Here is a 21,257-nt window from a genome sequence, read left to right as displayed (position 1 = left end):
CGCAGGACGGTGAACTCGTCGTGCTGCATGACAGCTGGCTCGACCGCACCACCACCTGCAAGGGCGAACTGGTGAAGTATAAGCTTGCCGACCTGAAGGGCTGCCGGCTGATCGTTGAAGGCACGGGCGAAGTGACCGACGAAACAGTGCCGACGCTGCGCGATATGCTTGCCTCTGCCAAGGGCCGGATCATGGTCAATATCGACAACAAGCTAGGCGTCGATGCGCTGCCGGAAATGGTCGCGGTCGCCCGCGATCTGGGCATAGAGCGGCAGGTGGTGATCAAGCAGAACCTCTGGAACACCAACAAGATCGCCGAGATGAAGGCAGTAATGGCGAAGGTGGGCGAGGGCGTTCACTTCATGCCGATCATTGCCGACGATGCGGTCAGGGACGCGCGTTTCATCGAGACGGCCACGAAGGCTTTTGCGGCGGATGCGGTCGAAATGGTTGTCTGGCGCCAGCAGGGCCAACGCATGATAGCCGATGGCGGGCCGCTGTTCGGTTCGCGTGCCCGTGCGGTTGCTGCCCGGGGCGACTGGCACCTCTGGGTCAACACCTACCCGATCGTGAACAGGGAAAGCGGCCTGCTGGCCGGCGGCCGCGGCGATGAGCTGGCGACATTCGCAAGCCTGCCGGAGGAAACCTATGGTTTCTGGGCGGAGCAGGGCGCGACGATTATCCAGACAGACGAGCCCGAAGCGGCGATCGACTGGCTGACGGCCAATGGCTACCGCACGCCCTATGATCTGACGAATTGACGTCGAGCACGATAGTCTTACGCGCCAGCGCGAAAGTCATCGTATTTGCTTTGCTCGTTAGGAAAGTCGAATATTAGCCAAACATTCTCAATATTCCGTCATCTTGGAAAAGCAACTGGACAGTGTTCGTGGAACACGCTCTGGTAGAAGGCGGGTTTGAGGATTTCCTTCTATGAATGCAGATGAAATTGTCAGCCATCCCGCGCTGTTTCCCGTGATTCAGCGGCAGTCGCGGGCATTTTTGCAGGTTTCCGAAGAACATCCGCGGCTGGCAGCAGTCTTTGCGACCCACCAGCGCTGGCTGATGGCGATGGTTGCGGTTGCGCTTTACTTTCGCAGCAATCCAGGCGGCAGCCCGACCGGGACAAGCACTGCCCGCTTTTTCGAAGTGATCGATTACCATTCGGTCGCCAGCAAGAATACCGCCAGCGCCTTCGTCAAGGAGATGCTGAACTACGGCTTCGCGAGCTATGGTTCCGACATCGAGGACAAGCGGACGGTGACGTTTCATCCGACGGCTTTGAGTGTCGACGCGATAGGCGTCTGGCTGACGATAGGGCTCACCACGCTCGACAGTCTCGACGGCAAAAACCGGCTCGCGACATTCCAGGCCGCGCCTGACGGCGCGCGCCGGCTTCTGCCACTCATTTCCGATGGCCTTCTCAAGTCCCGCGCGGTGAGAGAACCCAAGAACACCTTCTCCCTTTTCTCGTGGCTCAACGAGGGCGGCATCGTCATTGAGAGGCTGATAACCGGGATGCGAAAAGCCGACATCAAGGCCGCGCGTATTTCGACGGATATAACCTCGGTCACCAATCTGGGCATGTGGTTGACCCTGTCGCGGGCTCACCTCGCGCGAAAGCTTCGCGAGGCCGAGGATGCCGGCAGCCTCGGATGGCATGGCCAGAAGAACCATTCGGTAATGTGGGTGTCGCAGGGCTTTCTTCAGGATTACATGGCCGCCCAGGCGGTGAAGCTGGCGATCATGGATGCTTCGTTTGCGGTGTGTTTCGGTGTCGAAGCAGAAAAGAGCCCAATCGTCGACAGTTCGTCAGCGATGCCAGATGCGGCGAACGGCAAGGGGCCGAATATCCCGGCGGCAGCCCCCACGGGCAATTCCGCGCTGCCAGCCATTTTACGGTAAGTGTTCAAACAAAAAGGCCCCGCAAGCGGGGCCTTTTCGTTCGGCACTGGCAAGCAGCACCTGAAATTCGAAAGCGATTAGCGCTTCGAGAACTGGAACGAACGACGGGCCTTGGCCTTGCCGTACTTCTTGCGCTCGACGGTACGGCTGTCGCGGGTCAGGAAGCCGCCCTTCTTGAGCACGCCGCGAAGGCCCGGCTCGTAGTAGGTCAGCGCCTTGGAGATGCCGTGACGGACAGCACCGGCCTGACCGGAAAGACCACCGCCGACGACGGTCGCGATGATGTCGAACTGGCCGACGCGGGCAGCAGCCACGATCGGCTGGTTGAGGATCATCTGCAGCACCGGACGGGCGAAATAAGCCGCGAATTCCTTGCCGTTGACGACGATCTTGCCGGAACCCGGCTTGACCCAGACGCGAGCGATCGCGTCCTTGCGCTTGCCGGTGGCATAGGCGCGGCCCTGCTTGTCCAGCTTCTGGACATAGACCGGGGCAGCCGGCTGTGCGGTAACGGCAGCGGTGCCGAGTTCTGCGAGCGAGTTGAGCTCAGCCATGATTACGAAGCCTTCTTGTTCTTGGCGTTCAGCGCGCCGACGTCGAGCGTCACAGGCTGCTGGGCGACATGCGGATGTTCGGCGCCGGCATAGACGCGCAGATTCTTCATCTGGCGGCGACCAAGCGGACCGCGCGGGATCATGCGTTCGACGGCCTTTTCAAGGACGCGTTCCGGGAAACGGCCTTCGAGCAGCTGGCGCGCGGTGCGCTCCTTGATGCCGCCGGGATGGCCGGTGTGCCAGTAGTACACCTTGTCGGTGAACTTCTTGCCGGTGAATGCGACCTTGTCGGCGTTGATGATGATGACATTGTCGCCATCGTCGACATGGGGGGTGAAGGTGGGCTTGTTCTTGCCGCGGAGGATGTTGGCGACGATAGAGGCGAGACGACCAACGACGAGACCCTCGGCGTCGATCAGCACCCACTTCTTCACCACGTCCGCAGGCTTCTGCGAAAAGGTTGTCATGGTCATATGCTTTCGGTTCGGACCTTCCGGAGAAGGCGTTTCTTGTTGCTTGGATTGAAACGCCGCCTGCGCGCCGCTTCAAAAACAAAACGACGGCCGATGTGGCCGCTGTTTCGATGTCGGCTTATAGGCTGCGGGCATCCCGAAGGTCAAGTGACGAAAAACAGCCGCTTTCTGAGTAAAATCAATAAAAACAATGCGCTAGGTATAGGGTATTATTTTACCACGCAAATTTCAGCGCTTCGGCGGTATCGAATAGGTTCCTGTCGCATGTGCGACCGTGTGCCCGTCCGGTCCGGCGACGATATCTATGTCGTAGACCATCAGGCTTTTTCCGAGCTTCAGTATGCGGCAATGGCCGTCGATCGGACCGGCTTCGGCCTTGCGCATGAAGTTGATGTTGAGATTGGTGGTCACCGACAGCGCGTCGGGTCCGGCATGGGAAAGAACGCAGACATAGCCGCCGATATCGGCCAGCGTGAACAGCGAAGGGCCGGACACGGTGCCGCCGGGGCGCAGGTGGCGTTCGTCGGCATTCAGCCTCACCGTGCAGCCGCCGGGAAACACTTCGACCGCCTCGAAGGCCGTAAGATCGCCGTTCAGCTGCGGGTAGACGGATTTCAGCAGATCGTTGATTTCGCCGGCCGTCATCTTCGGTTCGAGTTTCTGCTGGGCCGGCATCTGATCTGCTCCTGTCGCGGGGTCTGGTTCTACCGGCGGTGGGTCCGGCTGCTTATATCTGCCTGAAAGCGTCGCCAGAAAACACGTTTGCCCCCTGTTCTTCAACCGGCAGCGTGTTAGTTCTTTGGGCGAGACGAAGGAGATGAATATTGGCTGAGATCGTCGCCATAAAACCTGCGCCGGAAGGGCCGGTAACCTCGGTGCTGAAGGAAGGCGTGCTGCGCCTGACGCTGTCCAATCCGCCGGCCAATGCGCTGTCGATCGCGACGATGGCAGCACTTCAAGCCGAATTCGACCGCGCCCGCGACGACAAGGCGGTGCGCGTAATCATCCTGGCAGCAAGCGGCAAACTGTTCTGCGCCGGTCACGACCTCAAGGAAATGACACTGCACCGCGCGGATGCCGACCGGGGCAGGGCCTTCTTCGAACGCAGCATGGGCGCCTGTGCGCAACTGATGCAGTCGATCGTGCGCCATCCCAAACCGGTGATTGCCGAGGTCGATGGGCTGGCAACGGCTGCCGGCTGCCAGCTTGTCGCGAGCTGCGATCTTGCCATTGCTTCGAACGAGGCGACATTCTGCACGCCGGGCGTCAATATCGGCCTGTTCTGCTCGACGCCGATGGTGGCGCTGTCGCGCAACGTTTCGCGCAAGCAGGCGATGGAAATGCTGCTGACCGGCGAGACGATCGACGCGACGACAGCGCGTGAATTCGGCCTGGTCAATCGCGTCGTGCCACGCGAATACCTGAATCAAATCGTGAACAAATACGCTCAAACCATTGCTTCAAAATCGCCTTTGACGCTGAAGATCGGCAAGGAAGCTTTTTATGCGCAGGCCGAAATGGGGCTTTCCGACGCCTACGAATACGCCTCGCGCGTCATGGTTGAAAACATGCTGGCCCGCGACGCCGAGGAAGGCATCGGCGCCTTCCTCGCAAAACGCGATCCGAAATGGACGGGCGAGTAGGCGCCTTGACGGCTGCATCCTTCCGCTCAAACAAGCAGGCATCATGAACCACGATTCCTACGACAACTCCTACATCTCCGGCATCCTGAATTCGGTGAAGACGATCGCCGTCGTCGGCGCGTCGGCAAACGATGTACGCCCGAGCTATTTCGTGATGAAATATCTGATCGCCAAGGGGTTCACCGTGTTCCCGGTCAATCCGGGGCAGGCTGGCAAGGAGATCCTTGGCCAGATGACCTACGCGAAGCTCGAGGACATTCCGGGCGCGATCGACATGGTCGATATCTTCCGGGCTTCCAATGCCGTGCCGGCAATCGTTGACGAGGCGCTGGCGCTCGATCTCTTGCCGAAGGTGATCTGGATGCAACTGACGGTGCGCAACGACGAGGCAGCGGCGCGCGCCGAGGCTGCCGGCCTCAAGGTGGTGATGAACCGCTGCCCGAAAATCGAATACGCCCGCCTTGCCGGCGAGATCGGCTGGAATGGCGTCAATTCGGGCGTTCTGTCCTCGAAAAAGCCGATCATGCGCGCCGGTTTCCAAAGCTTCGGCGTTCGCCAGAAGTAGTTTTCGCAAAATCATTGCGTGCCGGGCGCTTTTTCGTGCCGTTGCGGCTCAGCACGTATGCCGTTGAAGTATTTTGTTCTTTGCATTCCGGGCAGGGCTCCGCCAAGAATAGCAACGAATTTTCAGAAGAGCTTTTCGGAGGAAAAAATGTCCCAGCGGATTCCCGGTTTCAACACGCTAGCCGTTCATGCCGGCGCCAAGCCCGACCCAGCGACGGGCGCGCGCGCCACGCCGATCTACCAGACGACGGCCTATGTCTTCGACGATGTCGATCATGCCGCCTCGCTGTTCGGCCTGAAGGCGTTCGGCAACATCTACACCCGCATCATGAACCCGACGCAGGCCGTGCTGGAGGAGCGTGTGGCTGCCCTCGAGGGCGGAACGGCAGCGCTTGCGACCGCATCCGGCCACGCCGCGCAATTGCTGGTGTTCCACACCATCCTGCGCCCTGGCGAGAATTTCATCGCTGCGAGAAAGCTTTACGGCGGTTCGATCAACCAGTTCGGCCACGCCTTCAAGAATTTCGGCTGGGAAGTGCGCTGGGCCGACACGGACAACATCTCGACCTTCGAAAGCCAGATCGACGACAAAACGCGCGGCATCTTCATCGAGAGCCTTGCCAATCCGGGTGGCGAATTCGTCGACATAGAGGCAATCGGTAACATCGCACGCAAGCATGGCCTTCCGCTGATCGTCGACAACACCATGGCAAGCCCTTATCTGCTGCGGCCGATCGAGCATGGCGCCGACATCGTGGTGCACTCGCTGACGAAATTCATCGGCGGCCACGGCAATTCCATGGGTGGGGCCATCGTTGATGGCGGCACCTTCGACTGGTCGAAATCCGGCAATTATCCGATGCTGTCGGAGCCGCGCCCGGAATATGGCGGCGTTGTGCTGCACGAAACCTTCGGCAACTTCGCCTTCGCCATCGCAGCGCGCGTTCTGGGCCTGCGCGACTTCGGCCCATCGATCTCGCCCTTCAACGCCTTCCTGATCCTGACCGGACTGGAAACACTACCGCTGCGCATGCAACGCCATTCCGACAATGCGCTCAAGGTTGCCGAATGGCTGTCGAAACACGACAAGGTTGCCTGGGTGTCCTACCCCGGCCTGCCCAACGACAAGAACCACAAGCTGCAGCAGAAATATTCGCCGCTCGGCGCCGGTTCGGTCTTCACCTTCGGCCTCAAGGGTGGTTATGCGGCGGGCGTGAAACTGGTCGAGGGGTTGGAGCTGTTCTCGCATCTCGCCAATATCGGCGACACGAAATCGCTGGTTATCCATCCCGCCTCGACGACGCACCGCCAGCTTTCCGACGAGCAGAAGATCGCTGCCGGCGCGGGGCCTGACGTGGTGCGGCTTTCGGTCGGCATCGAGGATGTCGCCGATATCATCGCCGATCTCGAACAGGGCCTGGCGAAGGCGTAACGGAGTAAGGGCTTGTCCGAAAAATTCCTGACGATCGACACGACCAGCATCGAGCCGGAGGACGGCGCGCCGGCCGAAGGGCGTGTCATCTCCGGCGATCCCAAATTCCGCACCTGGAATGCCGAGGAGGCCGAAGGCGGCCTTTACGCCGGCATCTGGGAATCGACGCCCGGCAAATGGCGCATCGAATATGACGAGTGGGAGTTCTGCCACATCCTCTCCGGCGTCTCGGTGATCACCGAAGATGGCGGCGAGGCGCGTACGGTCAAGGCGGGCGACCGTTTTGTTCTGCGGCCCGGCTTTAGGGGAAGCTGGGAAGTGCTTGAGACGACACGCAAGGATTATGTGATCAAGGTGTAGGTGTCGCGCCTTCTTACCGGCTATACACATCCCTGCGATTGCCGACGCGGACAATCAGAATGCGCACGCTGCTGTCTTCAATGTGGGCGATTATCCGGTAGTCGCCCACACGACCGTACGTCAGAACCGCAACCGCAACGCTTCCAGCCCATGAAAATGATAAGTGTCGCGAAAACGTGGCTCTTCAGCGAGCGCCAGACCTGGCAGCCTGTCGAACAGCACCTTCAGCGAACTCTGCAGTTCCAGCCGCGCCAAGGGTGCGCCGATGCAGAAATGGATGCCGGCGCCGAAGGAGACGTTTTTCTGGTCGCCGCGGCCCGGCATGAATTTCTCCGGTTCGGTGAATGATACGGGATCGTGATTGGCCATGCCGAGAAGCAGCCCGACCTGCTCGCCTGGCTTGACCGTCACGCCTTCGCTGAGCTCGATCTCGCCATAGGCATAGCGCGTGAACATGTGCAGGGGCGCATCGAAGCGCAGGCATTCTTCCACCGCTGCGGCGGTCCCTTCCGCTGTGCCAAAGAACCGGCGTGGATCGCCGCCCTGCGCGAGTATGGTGCGCACGGCATTGCCGGTCTGGTGGACTGTCGCCTCGTGGCCGGCATTGAGCAGCAGGATCGTCGATGAAACCAGCTCGTCTTCCGACAGTTTCTGGCCGTCTTCCTGCGCCGAGATCAGCAGGCTGAGCAGATCTTCGCCGGGGTTCTTGCGGCGCTCGGCCACGTAACTGCGCAGGAAATCGGAGAACGCGCGCGACGATGCGTTGGCCTTTTCCTCGGTCTCGCGCGTGCGGCCATGCATGTACATCGCCACCATGTCGTGCGACCAGTCGAGCAGTTGCGGTCCCATTTCCACCGGCACGCCGAGCATTTCGGCTATGATGGTGATGGGCAAGGGGGCTGCGAAAGCCGGCAGCAGATCGGCTTTGCCTGCCGGCTCGAAACGGTCGACCAGCTCGTTGGCCAGCGCTTCGACGCGCGGGCGCAGCCGCTCGACCTGCCGCGAGACGAAAGCGCGGTTGACCAGTGTCCGCAAGCGGGTGTGGACTGGCGGCTCGAGTTCGAGCATGGAATTGGCCTCGATCGCGTCGAAGGCTTTGAGATGGGTGCGGTCCCGATCGGTCCCGCGGCTGTCGGGAATGCCGGCCGGATTTTGGCGGCCGAAGCGCCGGTCGCGCAGCAGCCGGCTGACGTCGTCATACCCACCAAAGCACCAGAAGCCGAACTCCTCCCAGAAGAACGCGTTCGATGTGCCGTGCAGCCAGGCGTAGGCTTCGTAGGGGTTCTGGACAAAACGCTGCTCGTGCGGGTCGAGCCGCAAGCGGCGGGTGGCAGGGTCGAAACTCAAATAGGAAGGTTGTGCAATCATCATATGTCTTTGTCGTCGAAGGCAAGAAAGAGTAGCGGTCTAGCGCCCATTTGGACGCGACGCCAGTTCACCAGCGCGGCGCATTCGACAACGTCGTCGAATTGTCGCGTTGCCCGCGCCTTCATGCCGCCGGCCTTTTCCAGCTTGATGAGAACTGCGCCGTCCGGTGGCACGGAAATCGACGTCATGCCCGCATCTGGATCGTCCAATGAACTCATGCAATCGATCCAGGCATCCATGTTGTTCCCATACCAAGATGGAAATCCGAACGCCTCCGCGAAGACGGCGTGAAAGCTTGCCTTGTCCGCAATCCGCGAGCAGTCGATGGAAACCGCAACGATGTTCATAAGATTCCTCCGATTGCGCGCCGCATGAGCTTGATGCCAAGATAGGTGTCACAATCGGGCAGGAAAAAGAATGAACATCATCGTCGTTGGCGCGGGCATCGCCGGCCTTTCCACCGCATGGGCGCTCACCAAGGCGGGACACCAGGTCACCATTGTCGAGCAAGGGGCGATTCCCAACCCGCTTGCTGCCTCAGGCGATCATCACCGCATCATCCGCCGCGCTTATGGTGCTTCGACCGGCTATGGTCGGCTGATAACCGAAGCCTATGAGGCCTGGGACGAACTCTGGGCGGATATCGGCGAAACGCACTACGATCCGCGCGGCTTCATGTGCGTCTCGCGCGAGCCGGGGGACGAGGCCGACGACTATCGCGAAGGGCTGGAGGCCGGTGGCTATCCGTTAGAAATGGTCGAGCCTGCGGATGCCGTTGCCCGCTGGCCTTTCCTTGAAGCAGGCAGCTTCAACTACGCCTTCTTTTCCCCGGAAGGCGGAGCGCTTCATTGCCGCAAGATCGCCGCCGGTCTCGTTCGCTGGCTGAAGGCGAATGGCGCGAATGTCTATGAGAACAGCAAGGTCGTCGAAATCGATCAGGAAGCCGGAACGGTCACGCTCGAAACGGGCGAGACGATGCAGGGCGACCGCGTCATCGTCACCGCAGGCGCCTGGGTTCTAAAACTGTTCCCGGAACTCGGCTTCGAACTCACCACCTATCGCACCGCGGTCGTCTATCTCGATCCTCCGGCTGACCTGAAGGCCGCCTGGGAGGCAGCGCCGGTGATTCTGGATGTCGGCGGCAAGACCGACGGCTACATCATTCCGCCCTCGGGCGGCGCGGGGCTGAAATTCGGCTCGGGCCTGCACAAGGTCAAGACCAGCGATGCTAACTGGAACAGGCAGCCGGTGAAGGGCGAGGGGGAGGCTATACGCAACCTGTTCTCGCCGCCGATGACGCGCATAGAAGAATATGTGGTGAAGGAGGTGGTGACGTGCGCCTATACCTTCACCGCCGACGAACGCTTTCTGGCGCGCTCGCTCGGCAAATGCCTCGTGGTCTCGGCATGTTCAGGTCACGGCTACAAGTTCGGCGCTTCGGTGGGCCGCCGGGTGGCGTCCGCGGTGCAGGCCGACGATACCGAGAGCCTCATATCCTGGCTGCGCGCCGAGACGGTGTAACGCGGCGCGAGCAGTTGGATAAAGCGATGATGCAGCCTGATTCGTGCGTCGTCAGGCTCGTCCTTCCACACCGTAGCGGTGCAGCGGGTTTGTCATCGCCGTTGTCTGCGTGAGACCGAGAACCTTTCGAATGGTTTCGGGGCTTTCGCTGACGACCGTCTGGCCGACGACATGAGTGATGATCGTGCCCGGACCATGTTCTTTCATGGAAACCAGATGGGTGGTGTTGAAAAAAATCTGCTTGCCGTCAAAATCGGTGAGTGCAATCCACATGTTGAGCCCCTGCAAAGCGCGAAACATCTCGCGTGCCAAGAACCCAGGCCGGATGAACTGCCTCACGCCATTTGCGGCTTCAATGAGACCCACGTACATCTGAGGAATTGAAGTCTTGCGCAAACGGCTTTGATTTGCAACCGCGAACTAATTTATGTTTGCCAGAAGGTTACCAACGGTTGCGCGAGCGCAATGGTTCGATGCCCGAATCCAGACTGACGCGATTTGCAAGGCAAACGTCTTTCCCATGCCGAGCCAGCCGGTGAACAAATGCTCGAATTGTCCAAGGAAAAGAAGGTGGTACGCCCAAGGGGAATCGAACCCCTGTTACCGCCGTGAAAGGGCGGTGTCCTAACCGCTAGACGATGGGCGCGGAAGACGAAGCGGGTTATAGTCAGCTTGTTTGTTATGGGCAACCCGTCAAAAGCCCGTTTTACAAACTTTTTTTATCTCACCTGCGGCGGCGGCAACGCCAGTTCCAGTCGCGCTCCGGGCCGACGTCGATATGCACCGATTCCGTGTGGCAATAGGTGCCGACGCCACCACGACCGGGCATGGAGCGGACGTAATTGGCCAGTTCCCATTTGCCGACGCCGGGGATCTGAATGTCAGCGGCCGCGCAATACATATGCAGCGAATTCTTGGCGCCGCGCGCCTGGCGGTTGCGGCTCGGGCTGCGGTAGCCCGAGGTGACGATCATCTTCTTGCCGTAGTGCTGTTCGACCACCTTCAGGACACGGACTAGCGAAGGCTTCAGGCAGGCAACATCGACGTTCTCAGTCTGCTTGAGAAGGCCATTGGGGGCAAGGCGCGCCAAACCGGCGGCAGACGCTACCTGGATCGGCTCGTCGTCTTCCTCGTGCAGATCGACATCGCTGTCATCGTCGAGGCCTGATTTGCGCTTGATTTCGAAAAGGGCGGTCTGGCGCACGCCGGGTAGGGCGTTTTCGCTGCTGTCGGAGGCAGAATTTCCGCCGCTGAGCGAGGCGAGCGCAAGCGGCTTTGCAGCGGAATCAGCGGAAGCCAGTTGAATGATCGGCTTGGCTTTCTCTTCAGCTACCGGTATCGGAACGGCCGCAGCTGCCGCTTCCTTGGCTGCAGTAGGTGACTGTTTCGGCTGCGCAATGACGGGTTTGGATGTCGCGGAAGCGGACGATGCGCCGAAGAATGAGGCAAGGAAGCCTTTTTTCTTCGTCGCGGCCTGTTCGGCCTGAGGTGCTTCGCCGGCGGTCACATAGACCGGATTGTTCATTTCGGTGGCGGCACTTGCCACTTGCACCGGTTTTGCCGCTACGGGACCTTCGCCGTTGCGTCCCGTCGATACGGGAGCCTGAACCACTTTTGCCTGTTCAACAGGCTCGGCGGGCGCAGATGCCGGCGCGGGTTCAGCAGGGGCGGCGGCAGCTGCGGTTTGCGTCGATGCTTCGGCATTCACCGCGGTTTGCGATTGCAACGCGGGATTTTCGGTGACGGGCTTGGCGGCCGGCAGATAGGCGACTTCGGCAGGCAATGCCGTGTCGCCTTCTTCCATGACTGTCGTCACGGCCGGGCTGCCGGCGTCTGTCTGCTGAGAGGTGGTAACGGAACTGGTCTGAAGGCTCGAACCACCCGTGGCGGCCTCGGCTGCCTGAGCGGGTGCGGTTCCGGGCGCGTTGAAGCCGGGAGAGCCGAGTTCGAGGCTAGGGTCGGTGGTCGACGTGCAGGACGCCAGCAGAACGGAGAACAGCGCTGCCACAACGGCACGGCTCCCCCCTTTCGCAAAGCGCGACCTTGCTACAGTCAAGCCCGTCCCCTTCTGCCTTCTCAGCCGCGCCTATTCAGGAAGCGGCACTCAAAAAATCAAAACCGAAACGATTCTGCCTCCACCGGCCTGCCTGAACCTTGCGATCTGACGAACTGTCCGCTGAAGCGGAATCGAATTCGAAAATGGCCGGATCAAGTTTGCCGGGCCACCATTTCGCCCGCTTTGACCAAGAGGTCAACTCACCGCACATTACAGTGTGTTACACACGCACCTTCACATAGCTGCCCGGCGCGTCGCCGAGAGTCTTTGTGTGTTCGCCGGGTATTCTTGCCGGCACCTGCGCAGGGTTTTTCTCGGCGACCCAGTTTTGCCAGTGCGGCCACCAGGAACCTTGGTTTTCCTTGGCTTTCTCGATCCACTGGTCGAATTTTCCCGTTGGTTTACCGCCGGTCCAGTATTGGTATTTGTTGGCCGCAGGCGGGTTGACCACGCCGGCGATATGGCCCGATCCGGCCATCACATACTCCACCGGTCCGCCGAAATATTGACAGCCGAGAAACACGGAAAGTGCGGGTGCGATGTGATCTTCGCGCGACGCGAGATTGTAGACGGGAATCGTTATGTCGCCCAGCGAGATGGTGCGGCCGGCCAGTTCCGTGCGGCCCTGCGAGAGATTGTTTTCGAGATAGCAGTTGCGCAGGTAGAACGAATGGTTGGCTGCCGCCATGCGTGTCGAATCGGCATTCCAGTAAAGCAGGTCGAAGGGCAGGGGATCCTTGCCGCGCATGTAATTGTTGACGACATAGGGCCAGATCAGGTCGCCCGAGCGCAGCATGTTGAAGGCCGTCGCCATCTTGGTTCCGTCGAGATAGCCCTTGCCGTTCATCGAGCGCTCGAGCGCGGCGATCTGGTCTTCGTCGACAAACACCTTCAGGTCGCCGGCGAATGTGAAGTCGACCTGTGTGGTGAAGAAGGTCACCGACTGAATCCGGTTGTCGCCCTCCTGAGCGAGCAGTGCGAGCGCCGCAGCCAGCAGTGTCCCACCGACGCAGTAGCCGATCGCATTGACCTCTTTTTCGCCCGTCGCAGCTTCTATCGTATCGAGCCCATATTGCAGGCCTTCGCGAATATAGGCTTCCCAACCTTTCAGGCCGTGGCGTTCGTCCGGGTTGATCCAGGAGATGACGAAGACGGTGTGGCCCTGCTCGACGGCCCAGCGGATGAATGATTTCTGCGGGTTGAGGTCGAGTATGTAGAATTTGTTGATCCATGGCGGGCAGATCAGCAGAGGCCGTCTCAGCACCTTTTCGGTCGCCGGTTCGTACTGGATGATTTCGGCGACATCGCTGCGCCCCACCACCTTGCCCGGCGTCATTGCCATGTTGCGGCCGATCTCGAACTGCGAATAGTCTGCCTGCCGAAGCTTCAGGTCGCCCTTGCCGGCAACGATATCCTCGGCCAGCATCTTCATGCCGCGCACGAGGTTTTCGCCATTGCTCATCACCGTTTCGCGGAAAAGCTCCGGATTGGTGAGGATGAAGTTCGAGGGCGAGATCGCGTTGGAAACCTGCTTTACGTAGAAGCTGGCCTTGTGGCGGGTGTGCTCGTCCAGCCCGTCGGCGTGTTCGACAAGATCATTCGCCCAGCGCGATGTGACGAGATAGGTCTGCTTGAGAAAGTCGAAGAAGGCGTTCTTGGCCCATTCCGGATCCTGGAAGCGTTTGTCGCCCTTTTCCGGTTTGATGCCTTCCTCCGCACGTTCCCCGGCGCCGGCGCGCTGGATCGCGTTCGACCAGACGTTCATGTACCCGGAAAAGAGACGCGTCTGGGCTTCAAGCGCGCGCGACGGGTCGGAAAGCCAGTATTCGGTGAGCTTGGAGAAGGTCTTGACCATGTCGGCCATCGGCTCAGCTACGCTGTCGCGAATCTCGCCCTTTTCGCGCGGCTCGGCCCAGGCCGAGGCAGCCTTGCCTGCCTGCTCGACCATCCGTGCGAGGTTCAGCGCGAAACGCTCCGGGTCCTTGACGAGATATTGCTCGACGGAGGGTGTCGGATCGGCGTCTGTCTTGCCAGAATCGGCTGTCTTCGACATGGTTCGGGCACATCCTCCAAGGCGTATTCTTGACATGTTATCATGGGACGTCGAAAGAGGTCCAACAACGACCCTTCTTCGTGTAATAGGGTCGCAGAGGAAATAATATGACAGAGCTTGATCGCGGCGGCATTTTTTCCAGGTTGCGGGTGGTGCTTGCGGGCGCCGGCATCGCGCTGGCGGCATTGCAGCTGTCGGCCTGCACCAGCATCGACGAGGGCGTTCCGGTTTCGACGGCAAAGCCTTCCGGCCTTTCCTCCGGTCAGGCCAACGACACCGGCACGTTTCCAAACCTGAACATTCCGCCGAAGGTCGCGAACCAGCAATTCACGGCGGACCAGAAGACGGCGAAGCTTTCCGAGCTGAAGTCGGCGCAAGGGTCGCAGGCAGCCGCCGGCACGGGCAGCGTGCCCAACGACCAGCCTCGATTGAAGAAGATCGCCGCCACGCACGCACAGGAAACCCTGGCCGAGATCGAAGGCAACTGATACCTCGACCCGCCCTGTGATTGGGTATATACGCGCGTCACGTTTGATGGCCACTTTGCTGGATTTGTCATGGAAGAGTTTCACAAGATTCGCCGGCTTCCGCCTTATGTCTTCGAGCAGGTCAACCGGCTGAAGGCCAGCGCCCGTTCGCGCGGTGCCGATATCATCGATCTCGGCATGGGCAATCCCGACCTGCCCACCCCGACCGCAATTGTCGACAAGCTGTGCGAAGTGGTGCGCGACCCGCGCACCCACCGCTATTCTTCCTCGCGCGGCATTCCGGGCCTGCGCCGCGCTCAGGCTAATTATTATGCCCGCCGTTTCGGCGTGAAGCTGAATGCGGACACTCAGGTCGTTGCCACGCTCGGTTCCAAGGAAGGCTTCGCCAATATGGCGCAGGCGATTACAGCACCTGGCGATGTCGTGCTGTGCCCGGACCCGACCTATCCGATCCATGCCTTCGGCTTCATCATGTCGGGCGGCGTCATCCGCTCGCTGCAGGCAAAGCCGGACGACAGCTTTATCCCGGCGCTCGAGCGCGGTGTGCGCCATTCGATCCCGAAGCCGCTGGCGTTGATCCTCAATTATCCGTCGAACCCGACGGCCCATGTCGCCACGCTGGACTTCTACAAGGACGTGGTGGCCTTCGCGAAGAAGAACGACATCATCATCCTGTCGGACCTGGCCTATTCCGAGATCTACTTCGACGGCAATCCGCCGCCTTCGGTGCTGCAGGTGCCGGGCGCGATCGACGTTACCGTCGAGTTCACGTCCATGTCGAAGACATTCTCGATGCCGGGCTGGCGCATGGGCTTTGCCGTCGGCAATGAGCGGCTGATCTCGGCACTGACGCGCGTCAAATCCTATCTCGACTACGGTGCCTTCACGCCGATCCAGGTCGCCGCAACCTCCGCCCTCAACGGCGACGGTGCCGACATCGCCGAAGTGCGTGAGGTCTATCACAAGCGCCGCGACGTTATGGTCGATGCCTTTGGCCGCGCCGGCTGGGAAATCCCGGCGCCGGCTGCGACGATGTTTGCCTGGGCGCCGATCCCGGAGCAATTCAAGCAACTCGGTTCGCTCGAGTTCTCCAAGCTGCTCATTGAGCATGCCGACGTGGCGGTAGCGCCGGGTGTCGGCTTCGGCGAACATGGCGACGACTATGTGCGCCTCGCACTGGTCGAAAACGAGCATCGCATTCGTCAGGCCGCCCGTAACATCAAGCGCTTTCTGGCGACGACCGCCAAGCAGCCCAACAATGTGGTACCGCTGTCGGCGCATCGCTGAGCCGTCGCTGCCAACCATCCAGAATGACCGAGAAGAGGGGCGCTGCCATCATGGCCGAAGCTTTGCGTATTGGAATAGCCGGGCTCGGCACGGTCGGCGCATCTGTCGTGCGCGTTCTGTCGGAGAAGGCTTCCGAACTCACCCGCCAGTGCGGACGCCAGCTGGTGGTGACCGCAGTTTCCGCGCGTGATCGTTCGCGCAACCGGGGTGTCGATGTTGCGGCCGCCAAATGGTTCGACGATCCGGTGGAACTGGCCAAGAGCGCCGATATCGACGTTTTCGTCGAGCTGATCGGCGGTGACGAGGGACCGGCGCGCGCCTGCGTCAAGGCAGCACTCGAAGCCGGGAAGCACGTCGTGACCGCCAACAAGGCGCTGCTTGCCAAGCATGGCGTCTCATTGGCCGAGATCGCCGAGAAGAAGGGCGTTCTGCTGAACTACGAAGCGGCGGTCGCCGGCGGTATCCCGATCATCAAGACCATGCGCGAGGCGATGGCCGGCAACAGCGTCACCCGCGTGTTCGGCATCCTGAACGGCACCTGCAACTACATCCTGACGCGCATGGAAGCCGAAGGCCTGTCCTTCGAAGACTGCCTGAAGGATGCGCAGCGCCTCGGCTATGCCGAAGCCGACCCGACCTTCGACATCGAGGGCAACGACACCGCGCACAAGCTGTCGATCCTGACCAGCCTTGCCTTCGGCTGCAAGATTTCCGCCGACGACATCTACATGGAAGGCATCAGCAACATTTCGCAGGCCGATATCCGCGCGGCGGGCGAACTTGGCTATCGCATCAAGCTTCTCGGCGTTGCCCAGCAGACGGATAGCGGCATCGAGCAACGCGTGCACCCGACCATGGTGCCGACCGCTTCGGTGATCGCGCAGGTTCATGGCGTGACCAATGCCGTTGCTGTCGAGACCGATATTCTGGGCGAACTTCTGCTGTCCGGCCCGGGTGCGGGTGGCAACGCCACGGCATCGGCCGTGATCAGCGACATAGCCGACATCGCCAAGAGCCGCCCTGGCTTCCAGCACGGCCCGGTCTTCGGCCGTCCGGCCAAGGAGTTGAAACCCTACAAACGCGCCAAGATGCGCGCGCATGAGGGCGGCTATTTCATTCGCCTCACCGTGCATGACCGCGTCGGCGTGTTTGCCGCCGTCGCCAAGCGTATGGCCGACAACGACATTTCGCTCGAATCGATTGTCCAGCACGCGGTCGGCACCGAAGAAAATGCGTCGAAGACGGTTATCCTCGTCACCCACGAGACGACGGAAGCCGCCGTTCGCAAGGCCGTCGATGGCATCACCAAGGACGGTCACCTGACCGACAAGCCGCAAGTGATCCGCATCGAGCGGGCGGGTTAAAGAGCCTGCCTGCTAACTCTACTCTGCCGGCCGACTGACGCAGTCTTCTGCGCTTCCGGTGCTCACGGACCCGAACGTCCGCTCCGCTCCGGTTCTCGAAAACCACGCCATTCGACTCGGCAGAGCGAGTTATCAGGCAGGCTCTGCATTGCTTCCACTTAGCTTAATCGATTGATGTTTCCCCGTTTGCCAAGAACGGGACCGACGGGTCTTGCCCTTGTCATTTCACTTTGACACAAGGGTCCGGCTGCCCGGTCCCGGGCGTATCAAGATCAAGAACACGGGAATACTCAAACTATGGCGAAAAGCGTTGTCGCCGGTCTCGACCGGATCCTCACCATGGAACTCGTTCGCGTAACGGAGCGCGCCGCGGTAGCGGCTGCACGGCTTCGGGGCAGGGGTGATGAAAAGGCTGCCGACCAGGTTGCGGTCGACGCCATGCGCGCCGAATTGAACCGCCTTGCGATCAAGGGCACCGTCGTCATCGGCGAAGGTGAGCGCGACGAAGCCCCGATGCTCTATATCGGCGAGGAAGTCGGCTCCGGCGACGGCCCGGAAGTCGATATCGCGCTCGATCCCCTGGAAGGCACGACCATCTGCGCGAAGAACCTGCCGAATGCGCTGGCCGTCATCGCCATTGCCGAAAAGGGCAGCCTGCTGTTTGCGCCTGACGTCTATATGGACAAGATCGCCGTCGGCCCCGGCTATCCCGATGGCGTCATCGATATCGACGCGACGCCCGAGGAAAACATCAAGAGCGTGGCCAAGGCCAAGGGCGTTTCGGTTTCGGAAGTCACCGCCTGCATTCTCGACCGTCCGCGCCATGCCAAGTTGATCGAAGCGGTGCGCAACACCGGTGCTGCCATCCGCCTGATCGGCGACGGCGACGTTGCCGGCGTCATCCACACCACCGACCCGGACGAGACCGGCATCGACATCTATCTCGGCACCGGCGGCGCACCGGAGGGGGTGCTGGCTGCGGCGGCACTTCGGTGCACCGGCGGCCAGATGCTGGGCCGTCTTATCCTCGATACACCGGAAAAGGTGGCGCGCGCTGCCAAGATGGGCATTTCGGACCCCGAAAAAGTCTATCGCATCGAGGAAATGGCGCGCGGCGACGTGCTTTTCGCAGCAACGGGCGTGACCGACGGCAATATGCTTGCCGGCGTGAAATTCGGCCGCAATTCGATCACCACCGACACGATCGTGCTGCGTTCGTCGTCCAAGACGGTGCGTGAGATCAAGGCGCGCCATCAGGATCTCGATAAATTCTGAGGACTGTTGGCCGACTTACCCTTGCTGAGCTTGGTTTTCGCGGGCGATCGCCTATCGTGTATCGATGGACGATAGGTCGATCGCGGGCATGACTGCGCAAAGGCGCTACTTTCTGGGCGTCAAGCGCTCCGCGACCGGGCTTGCCTGGGAGCATCGGCTGAGCGAGCGCCAGGAGATGGCAGCACTTGCCATCGCGCAAGGTCACGGCGTGCCCGACATCGTGGCGCGCGTGCTCGCCGGGCGCGGTGTTCTTGCCGAGGATACAGAGCGTTTTCTCGACCCGACCATCCGCGATCTTCTGCCCGATCCAGCCTCCCTGACGGACATGGAAGCGGCGGCCGAACGCATCACCACCGCCGTCGTGCGGCGTGAGAAGGTAGCGATCTTCGGCGACTACGATGTCGATGGGGCTGCATCCTCGGCGCTTCTGAAGCGATTTCTTGCCCATTACGGCATCGAGGCCGAAATCTACATTCCCGACAGGATTTTCGAGGGTTACGGCCCGAATCCTGAGGCGATGCGCGAACTCGTGTCGCGTGGTGCACGGCTGATCGTCACCGTCGATTGCGGTACCAACAGTGCGGCCTCCATCGATGCCGCGCGCGAGGCCGGCGCCGATGTCGTGGTGCTCGACCACCATCAGGTCGGCGGGCCGTTGCCTATGGCGAGCGCCATCGTCAATCCGAACCGCGATGACGATCTTTCCGGACAGGGACATCTGTGCGCGGCGGGCGTGGTGTTTCTGGCGCTCGTGCAGACGGCAAAAGTGTTGCGCGGTAGGAATCTCGACACTCCTCCGCCTGATCTTCTTTCGATGCTCGATCTGGTGGCGCTGGCGACTGTTTGCGACGTGGTTCCGCTGACCGGCGTGAACCGCGCTTTCGTGGTGAAAGGTCTACTCGCCATCCGCCAGCAGAAGAACGTCGGCATCGCAGCGCTGGCGCGTGTCTCGCGCATCGGCGAGCCGATCGGCACCTTTCATCTGGCCTTCCTGATCGGCCCGCGCATCAATGCCGGCGGGCGCATCGGCGACGCAGCGCTCGGCAGCAGGCTTTTGGCGACGGATGATCCGGTCGAGGCGGGAACGATCGCCGAAACGCTGGACCGGCTGAACCAGGAACGGCAGGCGATGGAGCAGGATATGCTTGCCGAGGCCCGCGCCGAGGCCGATGCCGAACTCGCCGGCGGCACCGGCCCCGCTGTGATCGTGACGGCCGGGCCGAAATGGCATCCTGGCATTGTCGGGCTGCTGGCCTCGCGCTTGAAGGATCATGCCCGTCGTCCGGCCTTTGCCATCGCCTTCAATCCCAATGGTGTGGGCACAGGCTCGGGACGCTCGGTCTCGGGCTTCGATCTCGGAAAGCTGGTGCGCGAGGCGGCCGAGCGCGGGCTTATCGTCAAGGGCGGCGGCCATGCCATGGCGGCGGGCATCACCGTCGAGCGCGAAAAGCTCGGCGCACTGCGTGCCTTTTTCGAGGAGCGCGCCGCAGCCGACGTATTTCGCCTGCAAGGCGAGGAAAGCCTGGCAATCGACGCTGCACTTGCAGCCGACGGTGCGACGACCGCGCTGCTCGACACGCTGGAAAGAGCGGGACCGTTCGGTGCCGGCCATGTCGCGCCGGTCTTCGTTCTTCCGCGTCATAAGATCGTCGATGCGCGCCTTGTCGGGTCATCGCATATCAGGGTCGATCTGCGCTCGGATGGCGGCGGGCGCATACAGGCGATAGCGTTTCGTGCTCTCGATACGGTTCTGGGAGATTTTCTGTTCAAGAGCCGTGGCGGGACGGTGCATGTCGCGGGTTCGCTGTCCTCGAACTACTGGAACGGCAACAGGTCCGCGCAATTCCGCATCATCGATGCAGCGCCGGCCTGATTACACCAGTACGGTCTGCAGCCGCTCGAGCTCCGTGATATGTGCCTTGGTCGCTTCATAGCCGAGGCGGATCGCTTCGTCGGCGCGGTGGAATTCCGACAGGCCGATATGGCCGAGCTTCGGCTGGATCGACATATCCGGCGGGTCGCCGGCTAGTCTCGCCCGCGAGATGCGGTCCTGGATGATGTTGAAGGCCTCGACCATGACACCAGTGATGCCGAGCCGGGTTTCTTTTGCGCGCGCGTCGGCATTTTTCCGGCCGGCGGCGGGCACGTCTTTTTCGATCACCAATTCGCCGGCGTTGTGCTTGATCACGGCTGCACGGCCGTAAAGGTCGTAGTGCAGATTGACCGCGACGACGAGCGGCTGCTCATAAGCGCGGCAGACCGAAACCGGAACCGGATTGACCAGCGCGCCATCGACGAGGATGCGCTTGTTGGCAACCACCGGCTCGAAAACGCCCGGCAGCGCGTAGGAAGCGCGCATGGCCGTGATGAGCGAGCCGTTCGACAGCCAGATTTCGTGGCCGGTGCTGATTTCAGCAGCAACGCAGACGAAAGGCTTCGGCAAATCCTCGAAGCGCAGGCCGGACATATGTTCCTGCATGCGCGCGGTCAGCTTCATGCCGCCGAACAACCCGCTGCCGCCGAGATGAAGATCGAGCAGGCCGAAGAAGCGGCGCCTTGTCAGGCTGCGCGCGAAATCTTCCAGTTCGTCGAGCTTGCCAGCGAGATAACAGCCGCCGACGAGTGCGCCGATCGAGGTGCCGGCGATCATGTCGATCTCGATGCCGGCCTCGTCGAGCGCCCTCAGCACGCCGATATGCGCCCAGCCGCGGGCCGCGCCGCCGCCAAGCGCCAGCGAGATGCCGGATTTCTTCTGGAGCTGCGGTTCCTGTATGCCGCCGGACGAAGCGGGGCCATTGGCTTCCCGCACATCGGCTCTATTGCGTAGTGACGCCCACTCGAGCATCGAAATCTCCCATGTCCCACCCCGATGATAGGCATGGGCCGTATCGAAAAGGTGAATCTATGCGACGGT

Annotated in this window: 21 protein-coding genes, 1 tRNA gene and 1 pseudogene; 13 read left to right on the top strand and 10 right to left on the bottom strand. The window is 61.2% G+C overall.

Features of this window, described 5'->3' with window-relative positions; translation table 11 throughout:
- Positions 1-11 precede the first annotated feature (11 nt).
- The 3 genes and pseudogenes from DZG07_RS24420 to DZG07_RS15060 all read left to right on the top strand — a co-directional run.
- Positions 12-335, top strand: a pseudogene (locus DZG07_RS24420) (glycerophosphodiester phosphodiesterase family protein); the annotation flags it as partial.
- Positions 321-761, top strand: a complete 441-nt coding sequence (locus DZG07_RS24415; RefSeq protein ID WP_348626422.1) for a hypothetical protein — start codon at positions 321-323, stop codon at positions 759-761. The pseudogene DZG07_RS24420 and the gene DZG07_RS24415, both read left to right, overlap by 15 nt.
- Positions 762-933: 172 nt before the next feature.
- Positions 934-1,905, top strand: a complete 972-nt coding sequence (locus tag DZG07_RS15060; protein ID WP_197716859.1) for a hypothetical protein — start codon at positions 934-936, stop codon at positions 1,903-1,905.
- Positions 1,906-1,982: 77 nt separating this feature from the next.
- On the opposite strand, the gene rpsI is transcribed toward DZG07_RS15060, so the two are convergent.
- The 3 genes from rpsI to DZG07_RS15045 all read right to left on the bottom strand — a co-directional run bounded on the left by rpsI (position 1,983) and on the right by DZG07_RS15045 (position 3,607).
- Positions 1,983-2,459 carry a 30S ribosomal protein S9 gene (rpsI, locus tag DZG07_RS15055; RefSeq protein WP_091916670.1) on the bottom strand — a complete coding sequence of 159 codons (477 nt, stop codon included), beginning with the start codon at positions 2,457-2,459 and terminating at the stop codon, positions 1,983-1,985.
- A gap of 2 nt (positions 2,460-2,461) precedes the next feature.
- Positions 2,462-2,926, bottom strand: coding sequence for a 50S ribosomal protein L13 (rplM, locus tag DZG07_RS15050; protein ID WP_091916849.1), 465 nt, complete (start codon positions 2,924-2,926; stop codon positions 2,462-2,464).
- A 234-nt stretch (positions 2,927-3,160) separates the two neighbouring features.
- On the bottom strand, positions 3,161-3,607 hold the full coding sequence (locus tag DZG07_RS15045; RefSeq protein ID WP_091916671.1) for a PaaI family thioesterase: 447 nt from the start codon (positions 3,605-3,607) through the stop codon (positions 3,161-3,163).
- Between the two features lie 149 nt (positions 3,608-3,756).
- On the opposite strand from DZG07_RS15045, the gene DZG07_RS15040 reads away from it, so the two are divergent.
- The 4 genes from DZG07_RS15040 to DZG07_RS15025 all read left to right on the top strand — a co-directional run bounded on the left by DZG07_RS15040 (position 3,757) and on the right by DZG07_RS15025 (position 6,931).
- The gene (locus tag DZG07_RS15040; protein WP_119818272.1) at positions 3,757-4,575 is read left to right on the top strand and encodes an enoyl-CoA hydratase; all 819 of its coding nucleotides are present in this window, start codon (positions 3,757-3,759) and stop codon (positions 4,573-4,575) included.
- 43 nt (positions 4,576-4,618) lie between these two features.
- Complete coding sequence (locus tag DZG07_RS15035) at positions 4,619-5,140, top strand: CoA-binding protein (RefSeq protein WP_119818269.1); 522 nt, start codon at positions 4,619-4,621, stop codon at positions 5,138-5,140.
- 147 nt (positions 5,141-5,287) lie between these two features.
- The gene (locus DZG07_RS15030) at positions 5,288-6,571 is read left to right on the top strand and encodes an O-acetylhomoserine aminocarboxypropyltransferase (protein WP_119818266.1); all 1,284 of its coding nucleotides are present in this window, start codon (positions 5,288-5,290) and stop codon (positions 6,569-6,571) included.
- 12 nt (positions 6,572-6,583) lie between these two features.
- Entirely contained in the window at positions 6,584-6,931 is a 348-nt protein-coding gene (locus tag DZG07_RS15025; protein ID WP_119818263.1) for a cupin domain-containing protein, read from the top strand.
- Between the two features lie 120 nt (positions 6,932-7,051).
- Here the strand turns inward: DZG07_RS15025 and DZG07_RS15015 are convergent, their stop codons facing one another.
- Both DZG07_RS15015 and DZG07_RS15010 read right to left on the bottom strand, forming a co-directional pair.
- Positions 7,052-8,302 carry a cytochrome P450 gene (locus tag DZG07_RS15015; RefSeq protein ID WP_119818260.1) on the bottom strand — a complete coding sequence of 417 codons (1,251 nt, stop codon included), beginning with the start codon at positions 8,300-8,302 and terminating at the stop codon, positions 7,052-7,054.
- Positions 8,299-8,646 (bottom strand): barstar family protein, encoded by a 348-nt coding sequence (locus tag DZG07_RS15010; protein ID WP_119818257.1) that lies wholly within the window; start codon positions 8,644-8,646, stop codon positions 8,299-8,301. Before DZG07_RS15010 ends, DZG07_RS15015 begins: the two co-directional genes overlap by 4 nt.
- Positions 8,647-8,716: 70 nt before the next feature.
- On the opposite strand from DZG07_RS15010, the gene DZG07_RS15005 reads away from it, so the two are divergent.
- Positions 8,717-9,820 carry an FAD-dependent oxidoreductase gene (locus DZG07_RS15005; protein ID WP_119818254.1) on the top strand — a complete coding sequence of 368 codons (1,104 nt, stop codon included), beginning with the start codon at positions 8,717-8,719 and terminating at the stop codon, positions 9,818-9,820.
- Positions 9,821-9,871: 51 nt separating this feature from the next.
- On the opposite strand, the gene DZG07_RS15000 is transcribed toward DZG07_RS15005, so the two are convergent.
- The 4 genes from DZG07_RS15000 to phaC all read right to left on the bottom strand — a co-directional run bounded on the left by DZG07_RS15000 (position 9,872) and on the right by phaC (position 13,929).
- The gene (locus DZG07_RS15000; protein ID WP_162931629.1) at positions 9,872-10,159 is read right to left on the bottom strand and encodes a flagellar FlbD family protein; all 288 of its coding nucleotides are present in this window, start codon (positions 10,157-10,159) and stop codon (positions 9,872-9,874) included.
- A 232-nt stretch (positions 10,160-10,391) separates the two neighbouring features.
- Positions 10,392-10,466 (bottom strand) — tRNA-Glu (locus DZG07_RS14995).
- A gap of 78 nt (positions 10,467-10,544) precedes the next feature.
- Positions 10,545-11,828: a YcbK family protein gene (locus DZG07_RS14990; RefSeq protein ID WP_119818251.1), complete on the bottom strand. Its 1,284-nt coding sequence runs from the start codon at positions 11,826-11,828 to the stop codon at positions 10,545-10,547.
- A gap of 268 nt (positions 11,829-12,096) precedes the next feature.
- Positions 12,097-13,929, bottom strand: a complete 1,833-nt coding sequence (gene phaC / locus DZG07_RS14985) for a class I poly(R)-hydroxyalkanoic acid synthase (RefSeq protein WP_119818249.1) — start codon at positions 13,927-13,929, stop codon at positions 12,097-12,099.
- Positions 13,930-14,036: 107 nt separating this feature from the next.
- On the opposite strand from phaC, the gene DZG07_RS14980 reads away from it, so the two are divergent.
- The 5 genes from DZG07_RS14980 to recJ all read left to right on the top strand — a co-directional run bounded on the left by DZG07_RS14980 (position 14,037) and on the right by recJ (position 20,216).
- On the top strand, positions 14,037-14,417 hold the full coding sequence (locus DZG07_RS14980) for a hypothetical protein (protein WP_091916685.1): 381 nt from the start codon (positions 14,037-14,039) through the stop codon (positions 14,415-14,417).
- A 69-nt stretch (positions 14,418-14,486) separates the two neighbouring features.
- Complete coding sequence (locus tag DZG07_RS14975) at positions 14,487-15,704, top strand: LL-diaminopimelate aminotransferase (protein WP_091916687.1); 1,218 nt, start codon at positions 14,487-14,489, stop codon at positions 15,702-15,704.
- A gap of 50 nt (positions 15,705-15,754) precedes the next feature.
- The gene (locus DZG07_RS14970; protein WP_119821758.1) at positions 15,755-17,068 is read left to right on the top strand and encodes a homoserine dehydrogenase; all 1,314 of its coding nucleotides are present in this window, start codon (positions 15,755-15,757) and stop codon (positions 17,066-17,068) included.
- Positions 17,069-17,365: 297 nt separating this feature from the next.
- Positions 17,366-18,343 carry a class II fructose-bisphosphatase gene (gene glpX / locus DZG07_RS14965; protein ID WP_119818246.1) on the top strand — a complete coding sequence of 326 codons (978 nt, stop codon included), beginning with the start codon at positions 17,366-17,368 and terminating at the stop codon, positions 18,341-18,343.
- A gap of 88 nt (positions 18,344-18,431) precedes the next feature.
- Positions 18,432-20,216, top strand: coding sequence for a single-stranded-DNA-specific exonuclease RecJ (gene recJ / locus DZG07_RS14960; protein WP_119821756.1), 1,785 nt, complete (start codon positions 18,432-18,434; stop codon positions 20,214-20,216).
- On the opposite strand, the gene DZG07_RS14955 is transcribed toward recJ, so the two are convergent.
- Positions 20,217-21,188: a patatin family protein gene (locus tag DZG07_RS14955; protein WP_119818243.1), complete on the bottom strand. Its 972-nt coding sequence runs from the start codon at positions 21,186-21,188 to the stop codon at positions 20,217-20,219. It lies immediately after the preceding gene.
- Positions 21,189-21,257 lie beyond the last annotated feature (69 nt).

The sequence above is a fragment of the Mesorhizobium sp. DCY119 genome (assembly GCF_003590645.1).
Classification (GTDB): Bacteria; Pseudomonadota; Alphaproteobacteria; order Rhizobiales; family Rhizobiaceae; genus Mesorhizobium_M.
The sequence above is the reverse complement of the archived record's forward strand: the minus strand, read 5'-3'. Positions and strand labels throughout refer to the sequence as shown.

Coding starts and splice junctions, on each gene's coding strand:
- glpX (WP_119818246.1), top strand. CDS start 17,366: ATGGCGAAAAGCGTTGTCGCCGGTCTCGACCGGATCCTCACCATGGAA.
- DZG07_RS14980 (WP_091916685.1), top strand. CDS start 14,037: ATGACAGAGCTTGATCGCGGCGGCATTTTTTCCAGGTTGCGGGTGGTG.
- DZG07_RS15045 (WP_091916671.1), bottom strand. CDS start 3,607: ATGCCGGCCCAGCAGAAACTCGAACCGAAGATGACGGCCGGCGAAATC.
- rpsI (WP_091916670.1), bottom strand. CDS start 2,459: ATGGCTGAGCTCAACTCGCTCGCAGAACTCGGCACCGCTGCCGTTACC.
- DZG07_RS15030 (WP_119818266.1), top strand. CDS start 5,288: ATGTCCCAGCGGATTCCCGGTTTCAACACGCTAGCCGTTCATGCCGGC.
- DZG07_RS14955 (WP_119818243.1), bottom strand. CDS start 21,188: ATGCTCGAGTGGGCGTCACTACGCAATAGAGCCGATGTGCGGGAAGCC.
- DZG07_RS15010 (WP_119818257.1), bottom strand. CDS start 8,646: ATGAACATCGTTGCGGTTTCCATCGACTGCTCGCGGATTGCGGACAAG.
- phaC (WP_119818249.1), bottom strand. CDS start 13,929: ATGTCGAAGACAGCCGATTCTGGCAAGACAGACGCCGATCCGACACCC.
- DZG07_RS14975 (WP_091916687.1), top strand. CDS start 14,487: ATGGAAGAGTTTCACAAGATTCGCCGGCTTCCGCCTTATGTCTTCGAG.
- DZG07_RS15005 (WP_119818254.1), top strand. CDS start 8,717: ATGAACATCATCGTCGTTGGCGCGGGCATCGCCGGCCTTTCCACCGCA.
- rplM (WP_091916849.1), bottom strand. CDS start 2,926: ATGACAACCTTTTCGCAGAAGCCTGCGGACGTGGTGAAGAAGTGGGTG.
- DZG07_RS14970 (WP_119821758.1), top strand. CDS start 15,755: ATGGCCGAAGCTTTGCGTATTGGAATAGCCGGGCTCGGCACGGTCGGC.
- DZG07_RS15060 (WP_197716859.1), top strand. CDS start 934: ATGAATGCAGATGAAATTGTCAGCCATCCCGCGCTGTTTCCCGTGATT.
- DZG07_RS24415 (WP_348626422.1), top strand. CDS start 321: ATGAAGGCAGTAATGGCGAAGGTGGGCGAGGGCGTTCACTTCATGCCG.
- recJ (WP_119821756.1), top strand. CDS start 18,432: ATGACTGCGCAAAGGCGCTACTTTCTGGGCGTCAAGCGCTCCGCGACC.
- DZG07_RS15035 (WP_119818269.1), top strand. CDS start 4,619: ATGAACCACGATTCCTACGACAACTCCTACATCTCCGGCATCCTGAAT.
- DZG07_RS15015 (WP_119818260.1), bottom strand. CDS start 8,302: ATGATGATTGCACAACCTTCCTATTTGAGTTTCGACCCTGCCACCCGC.